Consider the following 15,158-nt stretch of genomic DNA (forward strand, 5'->3'; position numbering starts at 1 on the left):
GATCCCCGTCGCGCCCATCGACCGCTTGAGGTCGTAGGTGCGGCATGCTGCAGCCATGTCGTGGCTGGTGTACTGGCTGCCCCGGTCGGAATGCAGGATGGTGCCAGCCACCGACCCGCCACGGGTGAACACCGCTGCATCCACGGCGGACTCGACCAGTTCGGTTCGCATGTGATCGGCCAGTGACCAGCCCAGCACCCGACGCGAGTGCTCATCTCGGATCGCACACAGATACGCATCCCCTTCACCGCAGGTCAGATACGTGATGTCGGAGGTCCAGACACGGTCGATGCCACCCTGGTCGAACGCCCGCCCGACCCGGTCCGGCGGGAACGTCGCGGCCGGATCGACCTTGGTGGTCTTGACCTTGAACGTGCGTGGGCTGATGCCCTCGATGCCCATCTCGGCCATGATCTTGGCAACGGTGTTCTCCGAGACCGCGACACCCTCGGCGTGCAGGTCGGCGGTGATGCGCGGTGACCCATAGGTACGCGCCGATGCCTGCCAGTGGGCGAGGATCTTGACCTCCAAGTCCCGACGCCGCTGCTGGCGCGGTGTCAGCTCGGTGCGGCGTTGCCGACCCACCCACGAGTAGAATCCGGATCGTGAAACACCCAGCAGGTCAGCCAGTTTCGTGATGTCGTGGTCGGCGCACTCCGCGGCGATGAGCTCGAACTTGCTCACCGATGTTGCTGCGCCGCAAAGTACGCCGATACTTTTTTCAGGAACGCCAGATCGCGGTCCTTCTCGGCGAGTTCCGCGCGTAACCGGGTCAACTCCGCGCGCTCACCAGCCGACAGGTCCTGATCCGGTGGGGCGTTGCGCACCTCGTCGGTGACACCATCGCGCATCCGTTCAGCGCGAACCCATTTGCCCAACAAGTTCTCATGCACGTTGAGTTCACGAGCGACCTCGGTGACCGGCCGGCCCCCGTCGATCACCCGACGAGCAGCCTCCGCCTTGAACTCAGGCGTGAACGACCGACGCGTCCTGGACATGTAGACATCCTCCCAGCAGGACCCTTCGTCCCGCTATCTCAGGTGTCCACTCAAACTGGGGAAGCTCAGCCGTCGTTGAACCTCCCGATGATCGGGAGGTTCAACAGAATCGAGGACATCGAATTTCGAGCGCTGATTCGTAAGATCTCCCAATGAGTACTCCGTCGACGAGACGCCAGGGTTACCTCGCTGGTTCGGGTCCACCGGCACCGTCGCCAACTGCGGTTCGCAGGGTACCGCTGTGGCGGCTGACCGTCGGCTGCATCGTGGGGATGGTTGGGTGCCTGTGGTTGCTGTACGGCGCGTCTGGTCCAGTCTTCTATTCCGAAGTTCCGCTCTATGGGGATTCCGATTTCGTGCGGTTCATCGTCGATTTCGGGCCGCTTATGCTGACGGCCTTTGTGACGTGTTTGCTCGTCGCAGAGGATGTCCGCAGCAGACTCGGCGGCCTTGGTGCACTCTTGGCTGCGACCATATGCTTTGGCCTTGCCGCAGTCATCGGACCTGACCTCGATGAGTCGGCCACCCAAGCGATCCGGTGGACACTCGCGCTCAACATGATTGGTCTTCTGTTTGTCGCAGTCGGGTGGACCGTTTCACGTCGGCGGTCCCTTGTTGCGGCCGGCATCGCGCTGGCCGTGGTCGGATCGATCGCGGTCATCGGCGTGTGTCCGTTCATTGGGCAATACACCGATTGGCTCCCGTGGGTTCAGTACTCCGACTACATACGATTCGACCGAGACACACCGACCGCACTGGTCATCGCGATCAGTCCCGTTGTACTGGTGTGGGTTTCAGCGATGATATGTCCGAGATCGCGTATGACATTCGCGGGCGAGGGGCGGCCGGTCCAGTCAGCTGGATCGTCTCAGCCGAGGCTTGTCGGGTACACGGCCGACGGCCAGCCGATCTACTCGGCCGAGCCTGTAGCGCCCGCGACCAACAGCCTGTCCATAGCGGCGTTCGTGGTCTCGCTGTTGGGTTTCGGCATCGTCGGGGTCGTTCTTGGGCATGTCGCAATGTCTCAGATTCGCCGATCCCGGGAATCCGGTCATGGGCTGGCGCTGGCCGCGTTGATCATCGGATATCTGTCGATCGCGGTGTACGTCGTGGTGGTACTCGCGGGCATTTGGCTGTATCAATCCGGCTGATGGCTTCGAGTGACGCCTACGCCTCGCCGGCCAACCGGTCGTATAGATCGCCGAGTTCGTCCAAGGTCTCGGCCATGTCCGCGGGCACAACGCCGACCGCGCGGAGCGCCTGACGCAGGTCGGTGGTGTCCAGGTCGGTCAGCGGGTTCATCCGCTGCGGTGACGGCAGCGGCGGCAGCGGGGAAGTGGAGCCGTAGAAGTCCGGCCCGGGCAGTGAACCGACGTCGGACTCCCGCGTCGGCGTCGGTGCGTCGCCGACCTTGTCGAGCAGCGACTTGAGGTCGGTCCCCATCACAGTCAGCAGCGTCAACGCGGAGCGGTCGATCTCGGCGGCCACCTCGTAGGCGACGGCGAGTGCGTGCACGCACCGGACCGCCTCGTCGGGGCAGGTGCAGTCGGTCATCACGTCGGCCGATTCGGTGGGGCCGATCAGCTCACCCACCACGACAGGCTGTTCGCCGCGAGTCAGGGGCATGAGCTCCATGACGGCGCCACGCGCACGCAACAGCTCGGCGACGGTGCCGGAGTCGACGGTGCGGGTGGTGAGGATGACGTCGAAGGGGTCGAGCTGACTGCCCTCGACCGACGCCGTCACGCGGCCCGCGCCGATGCGCAGTCCATGCACGTGGCGGTCGCGAAAGTATCTGCGGGCCTTGGTGATATGTCGACTGTCGGCGATCGCGTCGGCTCCGCTGCCGGCGGTTCGGCCTTCGACCACGTCGACAAAGGACCGGGCCCACGGGGTGAGCGCGTATCCGCGAACCGCGATCGGGCCGCGACCGTGCCGCGGACTCATTCGCTCACCGCCTCGTCGCGGAGGCGGACGAGTTCGAACAACTCGTCGTCGGCGAGGTCGGAGACCCAGTTCTCCCCGGATGCGACGGTGAGCCGCGACAACTCCCGTTTGCGGGCGATCATGTCGTCGATGCGCTCCTCGATCGTTCCCACGCAGATCAGCCGGTGAACCGACACCCGCTGATCCTGGCCGATGCGGTAGGCCCGATCGGTGGCCTGGTCCTCGACCGCGGGATTCCACCACCGATCCACGTGCACAACGTGATTGGCGGTGGTCAGGTTGAGGCCGGTGCCGCCGGCCTTGAGGGTGGCGAGCATGATCGGCGGGCCGTCGGATTCGGTGAACTCCGCGACCATCCGGTCGCGATCGCGCCGGCCGAGCCCGCCGTGCAGAAGTGGAATCGGCGTACCGAGCAGCTCGCCGAGCCACCCCGAGAGCAGTTCGCCGAACGCCGCGAACTGGGTGAACACCAGGGCACGGTCGCCCTCGTCGATCAGCGTCGTGAGTGTGTCTGCCAGGAGCTCCACTTTGCCGGACCGATGAACACCACCGGGCGCGAGCTCGGTACCGTCGGCGAGGTAGTGCGCGGGGTGGTTGCAAATCTGTTTGAGGCGGGTGAGGGCGGCCAGCACGTTGCGGCGGCGCAGCGTGCGTTGTTGCCTGTCGCGCAACGCTTCCATCAGCTCGTCGATGACCGCCCGATACAGACCGGCCTGCTCGACGGTGAGGTTGGCACGCACCGTGATGTCGACCTTCTCCGGCAACTCGGCGGCGATGGTGGGATCGGTCTTCTCACGCCGCAACACAAACGGGTGTGTGATCGCGGTGAGACGACGCAACGCTGCCGGGTCCCGATCACGTTCGATCGGTTCGGCATAGCGTGCGCGAAACACCGACGCCGAACCGAGCAGGCCCGGGTTCACCAGGTCGATGACAGCGCGCAGATCTTCGAGCCGGTTCTCCACGGGCGTACCGGTGAGCGCGATCCGGTGGCCGCTGGTCAGCGCCCGGACAGACTTGGCGGCAATCGTGTTGACATTCTTGAGGTGCTGCACCTCGTCGACGACGATCCGGTGCCAGCGTTGCCCGCCGAGCAGGCTCCGGTCCCTGCTTGCAATGGCAAAGGTGGTGAGGACCACGTCGTGTGCGGCGCGCGCGTGTTCGAAATGCTTGCTCGACAGTCGATCCGGACCGTGATGGATCATCACTCGCAGATGCGGGGCGAACCGCCGGAATTCGCGTGCCCAGTTGCCGACCACCGACATCGGACATACGACGAGCGTGGGAGGCGTTGATCCGGAGGATCTTTCGTGGGACTCGAGGGCGATGATCTGGATCGTCTTGCCGAGCCCCATGTCGTCGGCCAACACCCCGCCGATGCCCAACGAGGCGAGATGAGCCAACCATTCGACTCCGCGCTGCTGGTAGGGCCGCAGGGTCGCGGTCAGTCCGGCTGGTGGGGGGAGTGGGCTGGGTTGCAGGGCGCCACGTTCGGCGATGTCGTCGAGCCAGGACAGGCCCTGCACCGAGCTCACCGGCACCGGGAGGCGATCGGCACTCCCGGTGAGCAGTCCGAAAAGCTCGCCCATGTCGGCGGGCCGGTCGTCGGCCTTGAGGGCACGCTGGGCGGTGACGAACGCCGCCGCGCGGGACAGGGCGCCGGACTCCGCACGCATCCACACGCCGCGGACGCGGACGAGATCGCCCTTCTGGTGCGCCAATTCGGCAAGATCCGCGTCGGTCAGGGTGATGGCGCCGGGCGCGTCGCCGAGGGCGAGGCGCCACTCGAACTCGCGGATCTCGCGCAACCCGACCATGGCGGCCGGGGCTCCGCCGCCCATCACCGGCACCGCGCGGATGCCGAGGGTCGGCCGTACCTCGGCGATGGTGCGGGGCAACAGCACTGCGAAGCCCGCTTCGCCGAGCGCGACGGCACCGGTGGCGAACAACTCCTCGGCCAGCGATGTCGGCAGCAGGAAGTCGAGCGATCCGCGGTCCGGATCCGCTTGGGCCAGTCCGGGGAACGCGCGTACCGCGGTGGCCAGGGCGGTGGTGAGCTCGTCGAGGTCTTCGGTGTCGAGCCGATGCGGTTGGACCGGGGCGACGTGCCCATCGATGCTGCGCCGGCACACCTGGAGCCGCCAGCGTGCAGATTCGGTTGTCGCCACACTCTTCTCGGTATCCGGCGGTGATTCAACAGACCAGGAGTCGTCCGTCCACCATGTGCCATCGGGCTCGTCGTGCTCCGGTTCGTGCAGACGGAACAGCAGGGTGTGGTCGTCCTTGCGCGGGCTGGTGTTCCATCGTTGGAAGGCCGACGCCGAGGCGGCGAGCCGCGCCGGCGCGCACGGGGCGCTTGCGTCCGTGTCGGGGAGGAGTGTCCGCACGACGGGACTTCGGGGTGCCGGGGGTCCCAGACGTGGGACCGAAGTGGCTATGCGCGAGCGGGTTTCGTGATCGATCAGCTCGGCCAGCAGGTCGGTGAGCGCTTCGGGTCCGCCGTTGTCCAGGAGGGCGGAGGGTGCCCCGCCGGTGGCCACGGCCGCCCAACTGCGCCACGCTGGGGTAGGGATCACCTGCCAGCGCATCACCCATTCACCTGCCACCTCCACGACCGTCGGTGCGACCGCCGCCGATGCCACGAATCGGCGCACACCGTCGAGCAGATACCGATACCAGCGCACGTCGCCGGCGGTCGGGATCGAACGTGACGCGTCGAGAAGTGCGACAGCTGAAGAGACGCCGAGAGTCGCTGTCGCGACGAATCGTCGTTTCCCGGCGTCGTCGGTCACGGCGATGTCGCGTCGAAACCGCTTCCCGGCGAGCAGTTCGGCCAGCGGCCCGGGCAACTGCCCGCTTGTGGCGTGCTGATCGTCGACCCACGCGGCCATACCCACACCCGTCCGCCACAGCAGGTGCAGGGTTGCGGTGTCAGGAGGTGCCGACGCGGTGATGACGCTATTTCTTGCCGAAGTAGGACGCAGTCAGCGTCAAGATCACCCGGTCGGCGGCGTCGGGCGGAGGTTGCTGGTCGGCGTTGCCGTAGCGCTTGCCCAGCGTGACGTAGAAGGCGCCGGTCGGGTCGTCGGTGACCGATTCGAGTTGCCCGCGAAGTTCGAGGTAGCGGTACGGGTTGTCAGGATCGGTGATGACAAACGAGTAGTTCGGGTTGCCCTCGAGATTGCGGATCTTCTTGCGCGCCTTGGTGTGTGTGAAGCGCAGATGCTCTCCGTCCCACGCGAACCACATCGGCGTCGCGTTCGGGATGCCGTCGGGGCCGACGGTGCTGAGCACGCCGACGACCGGTCGGTCGAGCAAATCGGCATAGCCTTCGGGAACTGTGGTGGCCATACGTCCACCTTAGTGGTCCTGACCGACAGCCATCATCCGCGAGACGGCGCTTTCGGCGATTCGAGTTCGCGCCTCTGGTGTTATCCGCCAGACTCTTGATCTATGGCCGGTGACAAAGGAAAGCGTCTCGATCCCGTCGCTCGGGGCCGGGCGGCGCGAAAGACCGTGCCGCGCAGCCACCTCGGCGACTGGGATCCGAGCCGCAGAGGACACGACGCTCTGGCCACGATTCTGGCGCAGAACACGATGCGCGATCAGCGACTGATCGCGATCCGGCACGGTCGGATGTCGGCGTCGCCGTGGACCTACTACCGCGGGGCCGCCGCGGTGATGGCCGCGGACCTCGCCTCGCGGCCGAACACCGGCATCACCGTGCAGATGTGCGGCGATGCTCATGTGCTCAACTTCGGCTTGTGGAACACGCCGGAACGTTCCTTGGCGTTCGATCTGCGTGACTTCGACGAGACGCTGCCGGGCCCGTTCGAATGGGATCTGCTCCGGTTCCTCACCAGCCTGGTGGTGCTCGCCCGCGAGAACGGAGTGCCCGCCGAGGTCGCCGACGCCTCGGTTCGAGCCGGTTTGCACGGCTACCGCACCTGGATGAAGACGTACTCGGGTGGCCTGAGCTCGATGTCTGGGCCGAGATCATCGACCTGGCGCACCTCGTCACCTACCTCGCCCCCGAGGACTCCGAGCACCAGTTCGACAAGATCCTGGAGAAACAGGCCCGCAAACGTAGCAGCCGCGGCGCCGCCAAGAAGTTGACCCAACTCGTCGACGGTCGGCGCCAGATCATCGAGGACCCGCCCTACCGGGTGCATGCACTCGCCGAGCATGCCGACGTCCTGGCCGGGGTGGTCGATGCCTACAACGCAAGCATCCCCGACCACATCTCGGCTTTGCTGTCCCACTTCGACCTGGTCGACGCGGTCCAGCAGGTGGTGGGCGTCGGTAGCGTCGGCATGCGGGTCTTCCTGCTGTTGATGGAGGAACGCGCCACCGGCGACCCGCTGTTCTTCCAGGTGAAACAGGCCGGTTCCTCGGTGTATGAACCCTTTGTGCGTCGCAGTCGGTACGACAACCACGGTGCGCGGGTCGTCAATGGGCAGCGGTTGATCCAGAGCGCGACCGACATGTTCGTCGGTTGGACGCGGATCGGGAAGATGGACTTCTACGTGCGCCAGTTCCGCGACGGCAAGGTGATTCCGAAGGGGCAGACCATCGCCGGCCGACTCGCCGAGTTCGCCGCCGCGTGCGGGCATGTGCTGGCTCGGGCGCACGCTCGCAGTGGCGATGCGCGCATGATCCACTCCTACCTGGGGGATGGCGGCAAGGTCGAGGAATCGGTGCTGTCCTTCGCCCATGCCTACGCCGACCAAACCGAACGCGACCACTCCCAGCTGGCGGAAGCGGTCGCGTCGGGTTCGATCGCGGCCGAACCCGGTTGGCCATGACCGAGCGAGGAGTGTCAGTTCTCCACTTCGCGGAGCAGTCCGGTCGCGACGTCGAAGACGAATCCGCGCAGTGAGCTGGTCTTGGTGATGAACGGGCTGTTGCGGATGCGGGTGAGTGATTGGCGAATATCCTCGTCGAGGTCGGTGAACGACTCGGCCGCCCAATTCGGCTTCTGACCGATCTCGGTCTGGATCTCGCGCTTGAACTCGTCGTCGGTGAACGTGAGCATGCCGCAGTCGGTGTGGTGGATCAGGATGATCTCGGTGGTGCCCAGCAGGCGTTGGCTGATGGCAAGGGAACGGATCTCGTCGTCGGTGACGACGCCACCGGCGTTGCGGATGACGTGGGCCTCGCCGTCGGATACTCCCAGAATCCGGTAGACGTCGAGCCGGGCGTCCATGCAGGCGAGGACGGCAACGTGCCGACTCGGCGGCAAGGGGAGCGGCCCGGAGAAGGACTTGGCGTATTCGACGTTGTTGGCGAGGTATTCATCGGTGACAGACATGCGTCAACACTCATCCGTCGCCGCGTCGAAGACGAGGGTTTGCCTCAACCGGCGCGAAAGTCGCGTCAGTAGGTTGCCGAGGATCCGTCGGCCAGTGAGTCGCGCACGTCGTAGAGGACGAGCCAGGCCGCGGCCAGGCCGGACGTCTGGTACCAGACCTGATCGTCGATGGCGAGGACGCGTTTCCAGGTCGGTGCCCCGAGATCGAGCCAAGCGTCGCTGAGCAGGACTTGCTTGCCGTGCTCGAGGCCCTTCGCGCCGTCGAAGCCGACGTAGATCAGGTCGCCGTCGGCGGCGTGGAAGTTCTGGTCGGTGACGGTGAACGACTCGGAACCCCGCTGGGCCGGCGGCCGCTGCGCACCGATCATCGACAGAATCTGGCCGGCGAATGTGTTTGTCCCCGCGATGACCTCGGCGTCGGCGGTGAACCGGACCAGCGACACCCAGGTGTGGGCGGCGTCGGTCCACTTTCCCACCGACGCGGCTCGGTTGGTGAACTGCTTGAGCAGTCGGACGCCCGACTCGCTGCGGCCCAGACCGTCGGCGACGGCCTGGAACTGCTGCTGCCACGTGCCCGGACCGACCTCGACGCTGCGCACACCGCCGAAAGCCGCGGCCGATGACGTGGTCGTCGGCGTCGTGAGCACGACGTCCGGTTTCGCGGCCGTCACCGCGGCGGCGTCGGGGGTGGAGCCGATCGTCGGCACCGAGTTCAGCTGCGGGCCGAGATAGGCCATGACACTGCCTGGTGCCGAGGTCACCGCCACCACCTTCGGACCGATCCCAAGGGCGCAGATCGGATCGAGGAGCGACGGATCGGTGACGACAATGCGCGTCACGTCCGGTTGGCCTGGGTCAGGCGTGGTCGGCTGCAGACATGTCTCCGAGAAGTCGCGCTCGGGAGCCACCACGTTGACCTCTGCGATGCGCGTGGTCGAGGTGGAGATCGGCGCTCCGTCGGGGGTTCGGAGTGTGTCGTCGTCGGACGAACAGGCTGCGACGGTCAGCGACAGAAGGGCGATCGCGGCGAGGGCGGCGCGGCGAAAACGTCGGCCCGATCGGGGGCTGCGGCTCACGCCACGCCCATCATCATCGCTGTCACGAACGCTGCGTTGCACCCGCCAAACCTAGCATCGGGGTGCGCCCGCACCGTCGTGGCGCCGCGGGTCCGACGCGGGCCGCTCGGGCGGGCCCCTTTCGACTGCGCGCGTCGCATCCGCAAATAGGCGTTGAGCTGCGCAGACCCACTCCCTCGGAAATCAATTACGACAGATCGTAGGACCCGGTCGGCCGGGGCGCCCGCAAGGGTTTAGGATCAGTTACCAGCGCTCGGTTTGTTCATGTGCCGGCCGTCTGAGGAGTCGTCGTCCGATTCGCTGGAGATGGTCGGGCAAGAGGAGGATCTGTGACCGCGGTAGACCAGCCCACCACGCAAGTGGCTCCAGTGCGTCCGTTCCCGGAGCGCTACCAGCCCAAGGGTTCGTTCTTCTACAAGCTGATCACCACCACCGATCACAAGTTGATCGGCATGATGTACATCACCGCCTGCTTCGCGTTCTTCCTCATCGGTGGCCTGATGGCTCTGCTGATGCGTGGCGAGCTCGCCCATCCGGGCATGCAGTTCCTGTCGACCGAGCAGTTCAACCAGCTGTTCACCATGCACGGCACGGTGATGCTGCTGATGTATGCGACGCCGATCGTCATCGGCTTCGCGAACTTCGTGCTGCCACTGCAGATCGGATCGCCCGACGTCGCGTTTCCGCGACTCAATGCGATGGGCTTCTGGCTGTTCGTCTTCGGCTCGACGGTCGCGATCGGCGGATTCATCACGCCCGGCGGTGCCGCCGACTTCGGATGGACCGCCTACACCCCGCTCACCGACGCGGTGCACTCTCCCGGCGTCGGTGCCGACCTGTGGATCATGGGTCTGGGTGTCAGTGGCCTCGGCACCATCCTCGGTGCTGTCAACATGGTCACCACCGTCGTCTGTCTCCGCTGCCCCGGCATGACCATGTTCCGCATGCCGATCTTCACCTGGAACATCCTGGTGACCAGCGTCCTGATCCTGCTGATCTTCCCGCTGCTGACGGCTGCTCTGCTCGGCCTGGAGGTCGACCGCCAGTTCGGCGCCCACCTCTATGACCCGGCCAACGGCGGTGTGATCCTCTGGCAGCACCTGTTCTGGTTCTTCGGTCACCCCGAGGTGTACGTCATCGCGCTGCCGTTCTTCGGCATCGTGTCCGAGGTCTTCCCGGTGTTCAGCCGCAAGCCGATCTTCGGTTACTCCGGTCTCGTCTACGCGACCCTCGCGATCGCCGCACTGTCGGTGGCCGTGTGGGCCCACCACATGTATGTCACCGGCGCCGTGCTGTTGCCGTTCTTCTCGTTCATGACCTTCCTGATAGCCGTGCCCACCGGCGTGAAGTTCTTCAACTGGATAGGCACGATGTGGAGAGGCAACATGACTTTCGAGTCACCGATGTTGTTCTCCGTCGGCTTCATCGTGACCTTCCTCTTCGGTGGTCTGACCGGTGTTCTGCTCGCGAGCCCGCCGCTGGACTTCCACCTCTCCGACAGCTACTTCGTGGTCGCTCACTTCCATTACGTGCTCTTCGGCACGATCGTGTTCGCCACCTACGCCGGCATCTACTTCTGGTTCCCCAAGATGACCGGACGCATGCTCGACGAACGACTCGGCAAGTGGCACTTCTGGCTGACCTTCATCGGCTTCCACACCACCTTCCTGGTCCAGCACTGGCTGGGTAACGAGGGCATGCCGCGTCGCTACGCCGACTACCTGCCGTCGGACGGCTTCACCACGCTGAACATGATCTCCACCCTCGGTGCGTTCATCCTCGGACTGTCGACGCTGCCGTTCCTGTGGAACGTCTTCCGCTCGTACCGCTACGGCGAGGTCGTCACCGTCGACGATCCGTGGGGCTTCGGCAACTCGCTCGAGTGGGCCACCAGCTGCCCGCCGCCGCGGCACAACTTCACCGAACTGCCGCGCATCCGGTCGGAGCGTCCCGCATTCGAGCTGCACTATCCGCACATGATCGAGCGGATGCGTGCCGAAGCGCACGTTGGTCCCGGACACGGCCACGAAAGCAAGGTTGTCGAGGATGCGCGTCGCGACCCGCTGACCACCGGCAGCCACGAGGCGTCCGGGGACAGCGACCCGCGCTGACACGGTGGAATCGAATTCTGGGCCCAAGGACTCGGGAAAGTCACTCACCACCGTTCTCATCACCGTCACCGGTCTCGACAAGCCGGGCGTGACCAAGGCCTTGATGGCCGCACTGTCGACGCAGGACGTCAACCTGCTCGACGTCGAGCAGGTGGTCATCCGCGGTCGACTCACTCTGGGTGTGCTCGTCACCACCAGCGGTGACGCCGAGGCCGTGCAAGACGTCGTCGAGCAGGCCATGGCGTCGGTCGGGATCGATGTCGCAGTGGAGGTCGGTGCCGAGACGGTCGGGCAGCCGCCGTCCAGTCACGCGGTCGTCCTGCTCGGTAGTCCGGTGACTCCGCAGGCCTTCAGCGCGGTCGCCACCGAGCTTGCCGACCAGGGCGGCAACATCGACTCGATCCGGGGGATCGCCGACTACCCACTGACGGGCCTGGAGCTGATGGTCAGTGTTCAGGGTCGCGCGGACGTGGCGGCCGACGCCGCACTGCGCAAGGGCCTGGCCACGGTCGCATCGAGGCACGCGGTCGACATCGCCGTCGAACGAGGCGGTCTCGCGCGACGTGCCAAGCGGCTCATCGTCTTCGACGTCGACTCCACCCTGATCCAGGGCGAGGTCATCGAAATGCTCGCCGCCCATGCCGGTCGCGAAGCGGAGGTCGCGGCGGTCACCGAACGCGCCATGCGCGGCGAACTCGACTTCTCCGAATCCCTGCATCAGCGGGTTGCGGCGCTGGCCGGTCTCGACGCGTCGGTGGTCGACGAGGTGGCGGCGTCCCTGGAGCTCACACCCGGTGCACGGACCACCATTCGCACGCTGCATCGGCTCGGCTATCACTGCGGTCTGGTGTCGGGCGGTTTCCGCCAGGTCATCGACGGACTGGCGCATGAACTCGAACTCGATTTCGTGCGCGCCAACACGCTCGAGATCGTCGACGGGCGACTCACCGGCCGCGTGATCGGCGAGGTGGTCGACCGGCCGGGCAAAGCGCGCGCGTTGCGTTCCTTCGCCGATCAGGTGGGTGTGCCGGTGGAGCAGACGGTCGCGGTCGGCGACGGCGCCAACGACATCGACATGCTCTCGGTCGCAGGCCTCGGTATCGCGTTCAACGCCAAACCCGCGTTGCGCGAGGTCGCCGATGCGGCCCTGAACCATCCGTTCCTCGATGCCGTCCTGTTCATCCTCGGCGTCACCCGCGACGAGATCGAAGCCGCCGACGCCGCCGACGGGGTGCTGCGGCGCGTGCCACTGGAATGACGATCGAACCGAATGGGTCGCCGCTGTCCGACGACTACCGTCGGCTGACCGGTTATGTTGGCGGGCACGACGATCCGCTCGATCCGGCCGATGTGTTGGCCATGCAGATGGTGTTGCGTATCGAGAAGTCCGATCCGCCCGACCGAGCCGAACTCCTCGTTGCCGCGGCACGCGCAGTGGCGCTGCTGTGCCTCGACGACCGAGCAGGTCGCGACGGCCCGTGGGCGCCCTCGCTCGACGCGTGGTGCGACGCGCGAATCCGCAAGATAGCGCGTCGTGCTCGTGGTGCGCAGTGGCTTGCGGCGCAGGAGGTATGGGGTGTCACTGCCGGCGAAGGCGCTGCGCAGGCGCGAGCTCTTGTGCCCGGCCGTGTCGGTGACGTCGATCGTCGGATCTCGCGCTTGCAGATCGGCGGCACGGAGGTCGACGGCGGGCTCCCGGCAGATCCGCCGACGACCGGTGTGTGCCTTTGGGTCAACCCGGATCTCGAGATGACCGTGGGAAAGCTTGCGGCCCAGGTGGGGCACGCGTCGATGCTGGCGGTACGGCTCCTCGACGAGGCGTCGACGCTGGCCTGGCGCGAGTCCGGATGTCCATTGTCGGTGTGTGTCGCGGATTCTGTGCGCTGGCGTTCGTTGTTGGCTGCCGATGCGAGCGGTGCGGCGGTCGCGGTGCGCGATGCGGGTTTCACCGAGATCGCGCCCGGCTCGGTCACCGTGATCGCGGAGGTGACCCGGTGAGCGAGCTGCTGCCGGAATGGGCTCGGGGTCTTGGTCTTTCGCGACATCCCGAGGGCGGATGGTTTAGGGAGACCTGGCGCAGTGACCTGGTGCTACCGGCCGATGCTCTGCCCGCGTACGACGCCGACCGGTCCGCCGGTACCGCAATCCTGTTCTTGCTCCTGCCGGGTGAGGAATCGGCCTGGCACACCGTGCGTGGCGCCGAACTCTGGCTGTATCACCGAGGTTCACCCGTCGAACTGGATCTCGGTGGCGACGGTGCCGAGCCGGCGCGTGACGCGACAGTGCTCGTGGGCGCGGATGTGCTTGCCGGACAACAACCCCAGGCGCTCGTGCCACCTGGACACTGGCAGCGCGCACGATGCGTCGGCGATGACGCGTCGCTGGTCAGTTGCATCGTCGTGCCCGGCTTCGACTTCGACGACTTCTGCCTTGCCTGAGTTTGCTGCCGCCTGATCCGAAGAGCCTTAGTGACCAACGCTGTGAACTGGGGAAATGCTCGGCCGGCACCCAACCATCCGGCGGATGGACGGACAGGCCCGTCGCCCTGGTGACAGTCTCTGCTTTGCCCCCAATTGCCTTGTCTCACCGGCCCTTCGAGACTCTCGGCTAGCGTCTCGAGCAACTCAGCTCAGGGAGCGGAGGTGGGCCGGCTGCGTTGTTGGACCCACTCCCTCAAGGAGCTTCAGCCGGCGCTGGGGGCGGCCGTCGGTGACGGGATTGCCGCCGGAGCCAAGTGTGCCAACGTGTTTCGCCACACTGTCCGATCCGGCGCGAGCGACGCGAGGATCAGTTCGTCGGCGTCGGCGTGGTCGGTGAACCAGTCGAGATACTCGCGGACCTGCACGGGCGTACCGACACCGACGTAGGTGAGCATCGAATCGATCTGACGGCCCTGCGGCACCGAGAGGATGGCGTCGGCCTCCTCGTCGGTGAACCGTCGACCGCGACCGAAGAGCGCCGTGACCCGCTGTCGTTTGGCGCGCAGCAATTGCTCGGCGGCGACGGCTTCGTCGTCGTCGGCGATGACGCACACACCGGCGATCACATACGGCTCCGCGAGTACGTCGGAAGGCTGGAATTCACTGCGGTACAGAGCTACGGCCTGTTCGAGAGCCTGTGGTGCGAAGTGTGAGGCGAATGCGTAGGGCAAGCCGAGTGCGGCGGCCAGTTGTGCACCGAAGAGCGACGAACCGAGGATGTAGAGCGGGACATCGGTGCCGGCGCCCGGAGTGGCCGAAACACCCTCCACACGTGACTGTCCGCGCAGGTAGCCCTGCAGTTCGAGGACGTCGGTCGGGAAGTGCTCGGCCGAGGCGATGGTCCGGCGCAGCGCCGCGAAGGTCTTCTGGTCGCCGCCGGGGGCGCGGCCGAGTCCGAGGTCGATTCGGCCTGGATACAGTTCGGCCAGCGTGCCGAACTGTTCGGCGATCGACAGCGGGGAGTGGTTGGGCAACATCACGCCGCCCGCGCCGAGACGGATCGTCGACGTGTGCGCGGCGATATGGGAGATCAGCACCGCCGGGGCGGCCGACGCGATCGACGACATGTTGTGGTGTTCGGCGTACCAGATGCGACGGTAACCCCACTGCTCGGCGCGTTGGGCCATGTCGCGGCTGGCGGCGAAACTGTCGGTGACGGTCTCGCCTGGGCCGACTTGTGCGAGATCGAGAATCGAAAGATCAACGGACATATCAATGCCAAGGCCGACACACGC

At 66.1% G+C, this 15,158-nt stretch carries 13 protein-coding genes and 1 pseudogene; 6 read left to right on the forward strand and 8 right to left on the reverse strand.

All coding sequences use genetic code 11. The features are described from left to right. Together MKW15_RS10060 and MKW15_RS10065 are read right to left on the reverse strand one after the other, a co-directional pair. On the reverse strand, positions 1-684 hold a 684-nt coding region (locus tag MKW15_RS10060), incomplete at its 3' end, for an IS3 family transposase (RefSeq protein WP_240857478.1). After that, the gene (locus MKW15_RS10065) at positions 681-998 is read right to left on the reverse strand and encodes a transposase (RefSeq protein ID WP_240857479.1); all 318 of its coding nucleotides are present in this window, start codon (positions 996-998) and stop codon (positions 681-683) included. The genes MKW15_RS10065 and MKW15_RS10060, both read right to left, overlap by 4 nt. Positions 999-1,819: 821 nt before the next feature. Here MKW15_RS10065 and MKW15_RS10070 point away from each other — a divergent pair. Continuing rightward, positions 1,820-2,149, forward strand: a complete 330-nt coding sequence (locus MKW15_RS10070; protein WP_240857480.1) for a DUF4190 domain-containing protein — start codon at positions 1,820-1,822, stop codon at positions 2,147-2,149. Positions 2,150-2,165: 16 nt separating this feature from the next. On the opposite strand, the gene MKW15_RS10075 is transcribed toward MKW15_RS10070, so the two are convergent. The 3 genes from MKW15_RS10075 to MKW15_RS10085 all read right to left on the reverse strand — a co-directional run bounded on the left by MKW15_RS10075 (position 2,166) and on the right by MKW15_RS10085 (position 6,296). Continuing rightward, on the reverse strand, positions 2,166-2,945 hold the full coding sequence (locus tag MKW15_RS10075) for an SWIM zinc finger family protein (RefSeq protein WP_240857481.1): 780 nt from the start codon (positions 2,943-2,945) through the stop codon (positions 2,166-2,168). After that, the gene (locus MKW15_RS10080) at positions 2,942-5,836 is read right to left on the reverse strand and encodes a DEAD/DEAH box helicase (RefSeq protein ID WP_240857482.1); all 2,895 of its coding nucleotides are present in this window, start codon (positions 5,834-5,836) and stop codon (positions 2,942-2,944) included. Before MKW15_RS10080 ends, MKW15_RS10075 begins: the two co-directional genes overlap by 4 nt. 67 nt (positions 5,837-5,903) lie before the next feature. Then, on the reverse strand, positions 5,904-6,296 hold the full coding sequence (locus MKW15_RS10085) for a PPOX class F420-dependent oxidoreductase (protein ID WP_240857483.1): 393 nt from the start codon (positions 6,294-6,296) through the stop codon (positions 5,904-5,906). Positions 6,297-6,398: 102 nt separating this feature from the next. On the opposite strand from MKW15_RS10085, the pseudogene MKW15_RS10090 reads away from it, so the two are divergent. Further along, positions 6,399-7,750: pseudogene (locus MKW15_RS10090) on the forward strand (DUF2252 domain-containing protein). 14 nt (positions 7,751-7,764) lie between these two features. Here the strand turns inward: MKW15_RS10090 and MKW15_RS10095 are convergent. Both MKW15_RS10095 and MKW15_RS10100 read right to left on the reverse strand, forming a co-directional pair. Then, positions 7,765-8,256 (reverse strand): beta-class carbonic anhydrase, encoded by a 492-nt coding sequence (locus MKW15_RS10095; RefSeq protein ID WP_240857484.1) that lies wholly within the window; start codon positions 8,254-8,256, stop codon positions 7,765-7,767. A 65-nt stretch (positions 8,257-8,321) separates the two neighbouring features. Continuing rightward, on the reverse strand, positions 8,322-9,332 hold the full coding sequence (locus MKW15_RS10100; RefSeq protein WP_240857485.1) for an ABC transporter substrate-binding protein: 1,011 nt from the start codon (positions 9,330-9,332) through the stop codon (positions 8,322-8,324). Between the two features lie 329 nt (positions 9,333-9,661). Here MKW15_RS10100 and ctaD point away from each other — a divergent pair, with 329 nt between their 5' ends. Genes ctaD through MKW15_RS10120 form a run of 4 tightly spaced genes read left to right on the forward strand, consistent with a single transcriptional unit; the run spans position 9,662 to position 13,881 of the window. After that, a complete protein-coding gene (ctaD, locus tag MKW15_RS10105; protein WP_240857486.1) occupies positions 9,662-11,443 on the forward strand; it encodes an aa3-type cytochrome oxidase subunit I in 1,782 nt (593 codons plus the stop codon). A gap of 4 nt (positions 11,444-11,447) precedes the next feature. Continuing rightward, positions 11,448-12,701: a phosphoserine phosphatase SerB gene (serB, locus tag MKW15_RS10110; RefSeq protein ID WP_240857487.1), complete on the forward strand. Its 1,254-nt coding sequence runs from the start codon at positions 11,448-11,450 to the stop codon at positions 12,699-12,701. Beyond that, positions 12,698-13,441: a peptidyl-tRNA hydrolase gene (locus MKW15_RS10115; protein WP_240857488.1), complete on the forward strand. Its 744-nt coding sequence runs from the start codon at positions 12,698-12,700 to the stop codon at positions 13,439-13,441. Before serB ends, MKW15_RS10115 begins: the two co-directional genes overlap by 4 nt. Then, positions 13,438-13,881 carry a cupin domain-containing protein gene (locus MKW15_RS10120; protein WP_240857489.1) on the forward strand — a complete coding sequence of 148 codons (444 nt, stop codon included), beginning with the start codon at positions 13,438-13,440 and terminating at the stop codon, positions 13,879-13,881. The genes MKW15_RS10115 and MKW15_RS10120 overlap by 4 nt, the downstream gene beginning before the upstream one ends. A gap of 245 nt (positions 13,882-14,126) precedes the next feature. Here the strand turns inward: MKW15_RS10120 and MKW15_RS10125 are convergent, their stop codons facing one another. Beyond that, a complete protein-coding gene (locus MKW15_RS10125; protein ID WP_240857490.1) occupies positions 14,127-15,134 on the reverse strand; it encodes an LLM class flavin-dependent oxidoreductase in 1,008 nt (335 codons plus the stop codon). Between the last annotated feature and the right edge of the window lie 24 nt (positions 15,135-15,158).

Origin of the sequence: Gordonia gummivorans (assembly GCF_022513585.1) — a bacterium.
Lineage (GTDB): Bacteria > Actinomycetota > Actinomycetes > Mycobacteriales > Mycobacteriaceae > Gordonia.

Bases quoted from the DNA above. Each gene is read 5' to 3' on its own strand.
- MKW15_RS10065 (WP_240857479.1), bottom strand. From the start codon at position 998: ATGTCCAGGACGCGTCGGTCGTTCACGCCTGAGTTCAAGGCGGAGGCT.
- MKW15_RS10070 (WP_240857480.1), top strand. From the start codon at position 1,820: ATGACATTCGCGGGCGAGGGGCGGCCGGTCCAGTCAGCTGGATCGTCT.
- MKW15_RS10075 (WP_240857481.1), bottom strand. From the start codon at position 2,945: ATGAGTCCGCGGCACGGTCGCGGCCCGATCGCGGTTCGCGGATACGCG.
- MKW15_RS10080 (WP_240857482.1), bottom strand. From the start codon at position 5,836: ATGGCCGCGTGGGTCGACGATCAGCACGCCACAAGCGGGCAGTTGCCC.
- MKW15_RS10085 (WP_240857483.1), bottom strand. From the start codon at position 6,296: ATGGCCACCACAGTTCCCGAAGGCTATGCCGATTTGCTCGACCGACCG.
- MKW15_RS10095 (WP_240857484.1), bottom strand. From the start codon at position 8,256: ATGTCTGTCACCGATGAATACCTCGCCAACAACGTCGAATACGCCAAG.
- MKW15_RS10115 (WP_240857488.1), top strand. From the start codon at position 12,698: ATGACGATCGAACCGAATGGGTCGCCGCTGTCCGACGACTACCGTCGG.
- MKW15_RS10125 (WP_240857490.1), bottom strand. From the start codon at position 15,134: ATGTCCGTTGATCTTTCGATTCTCGATCTCGCACAAGTCGGCCCAGGC.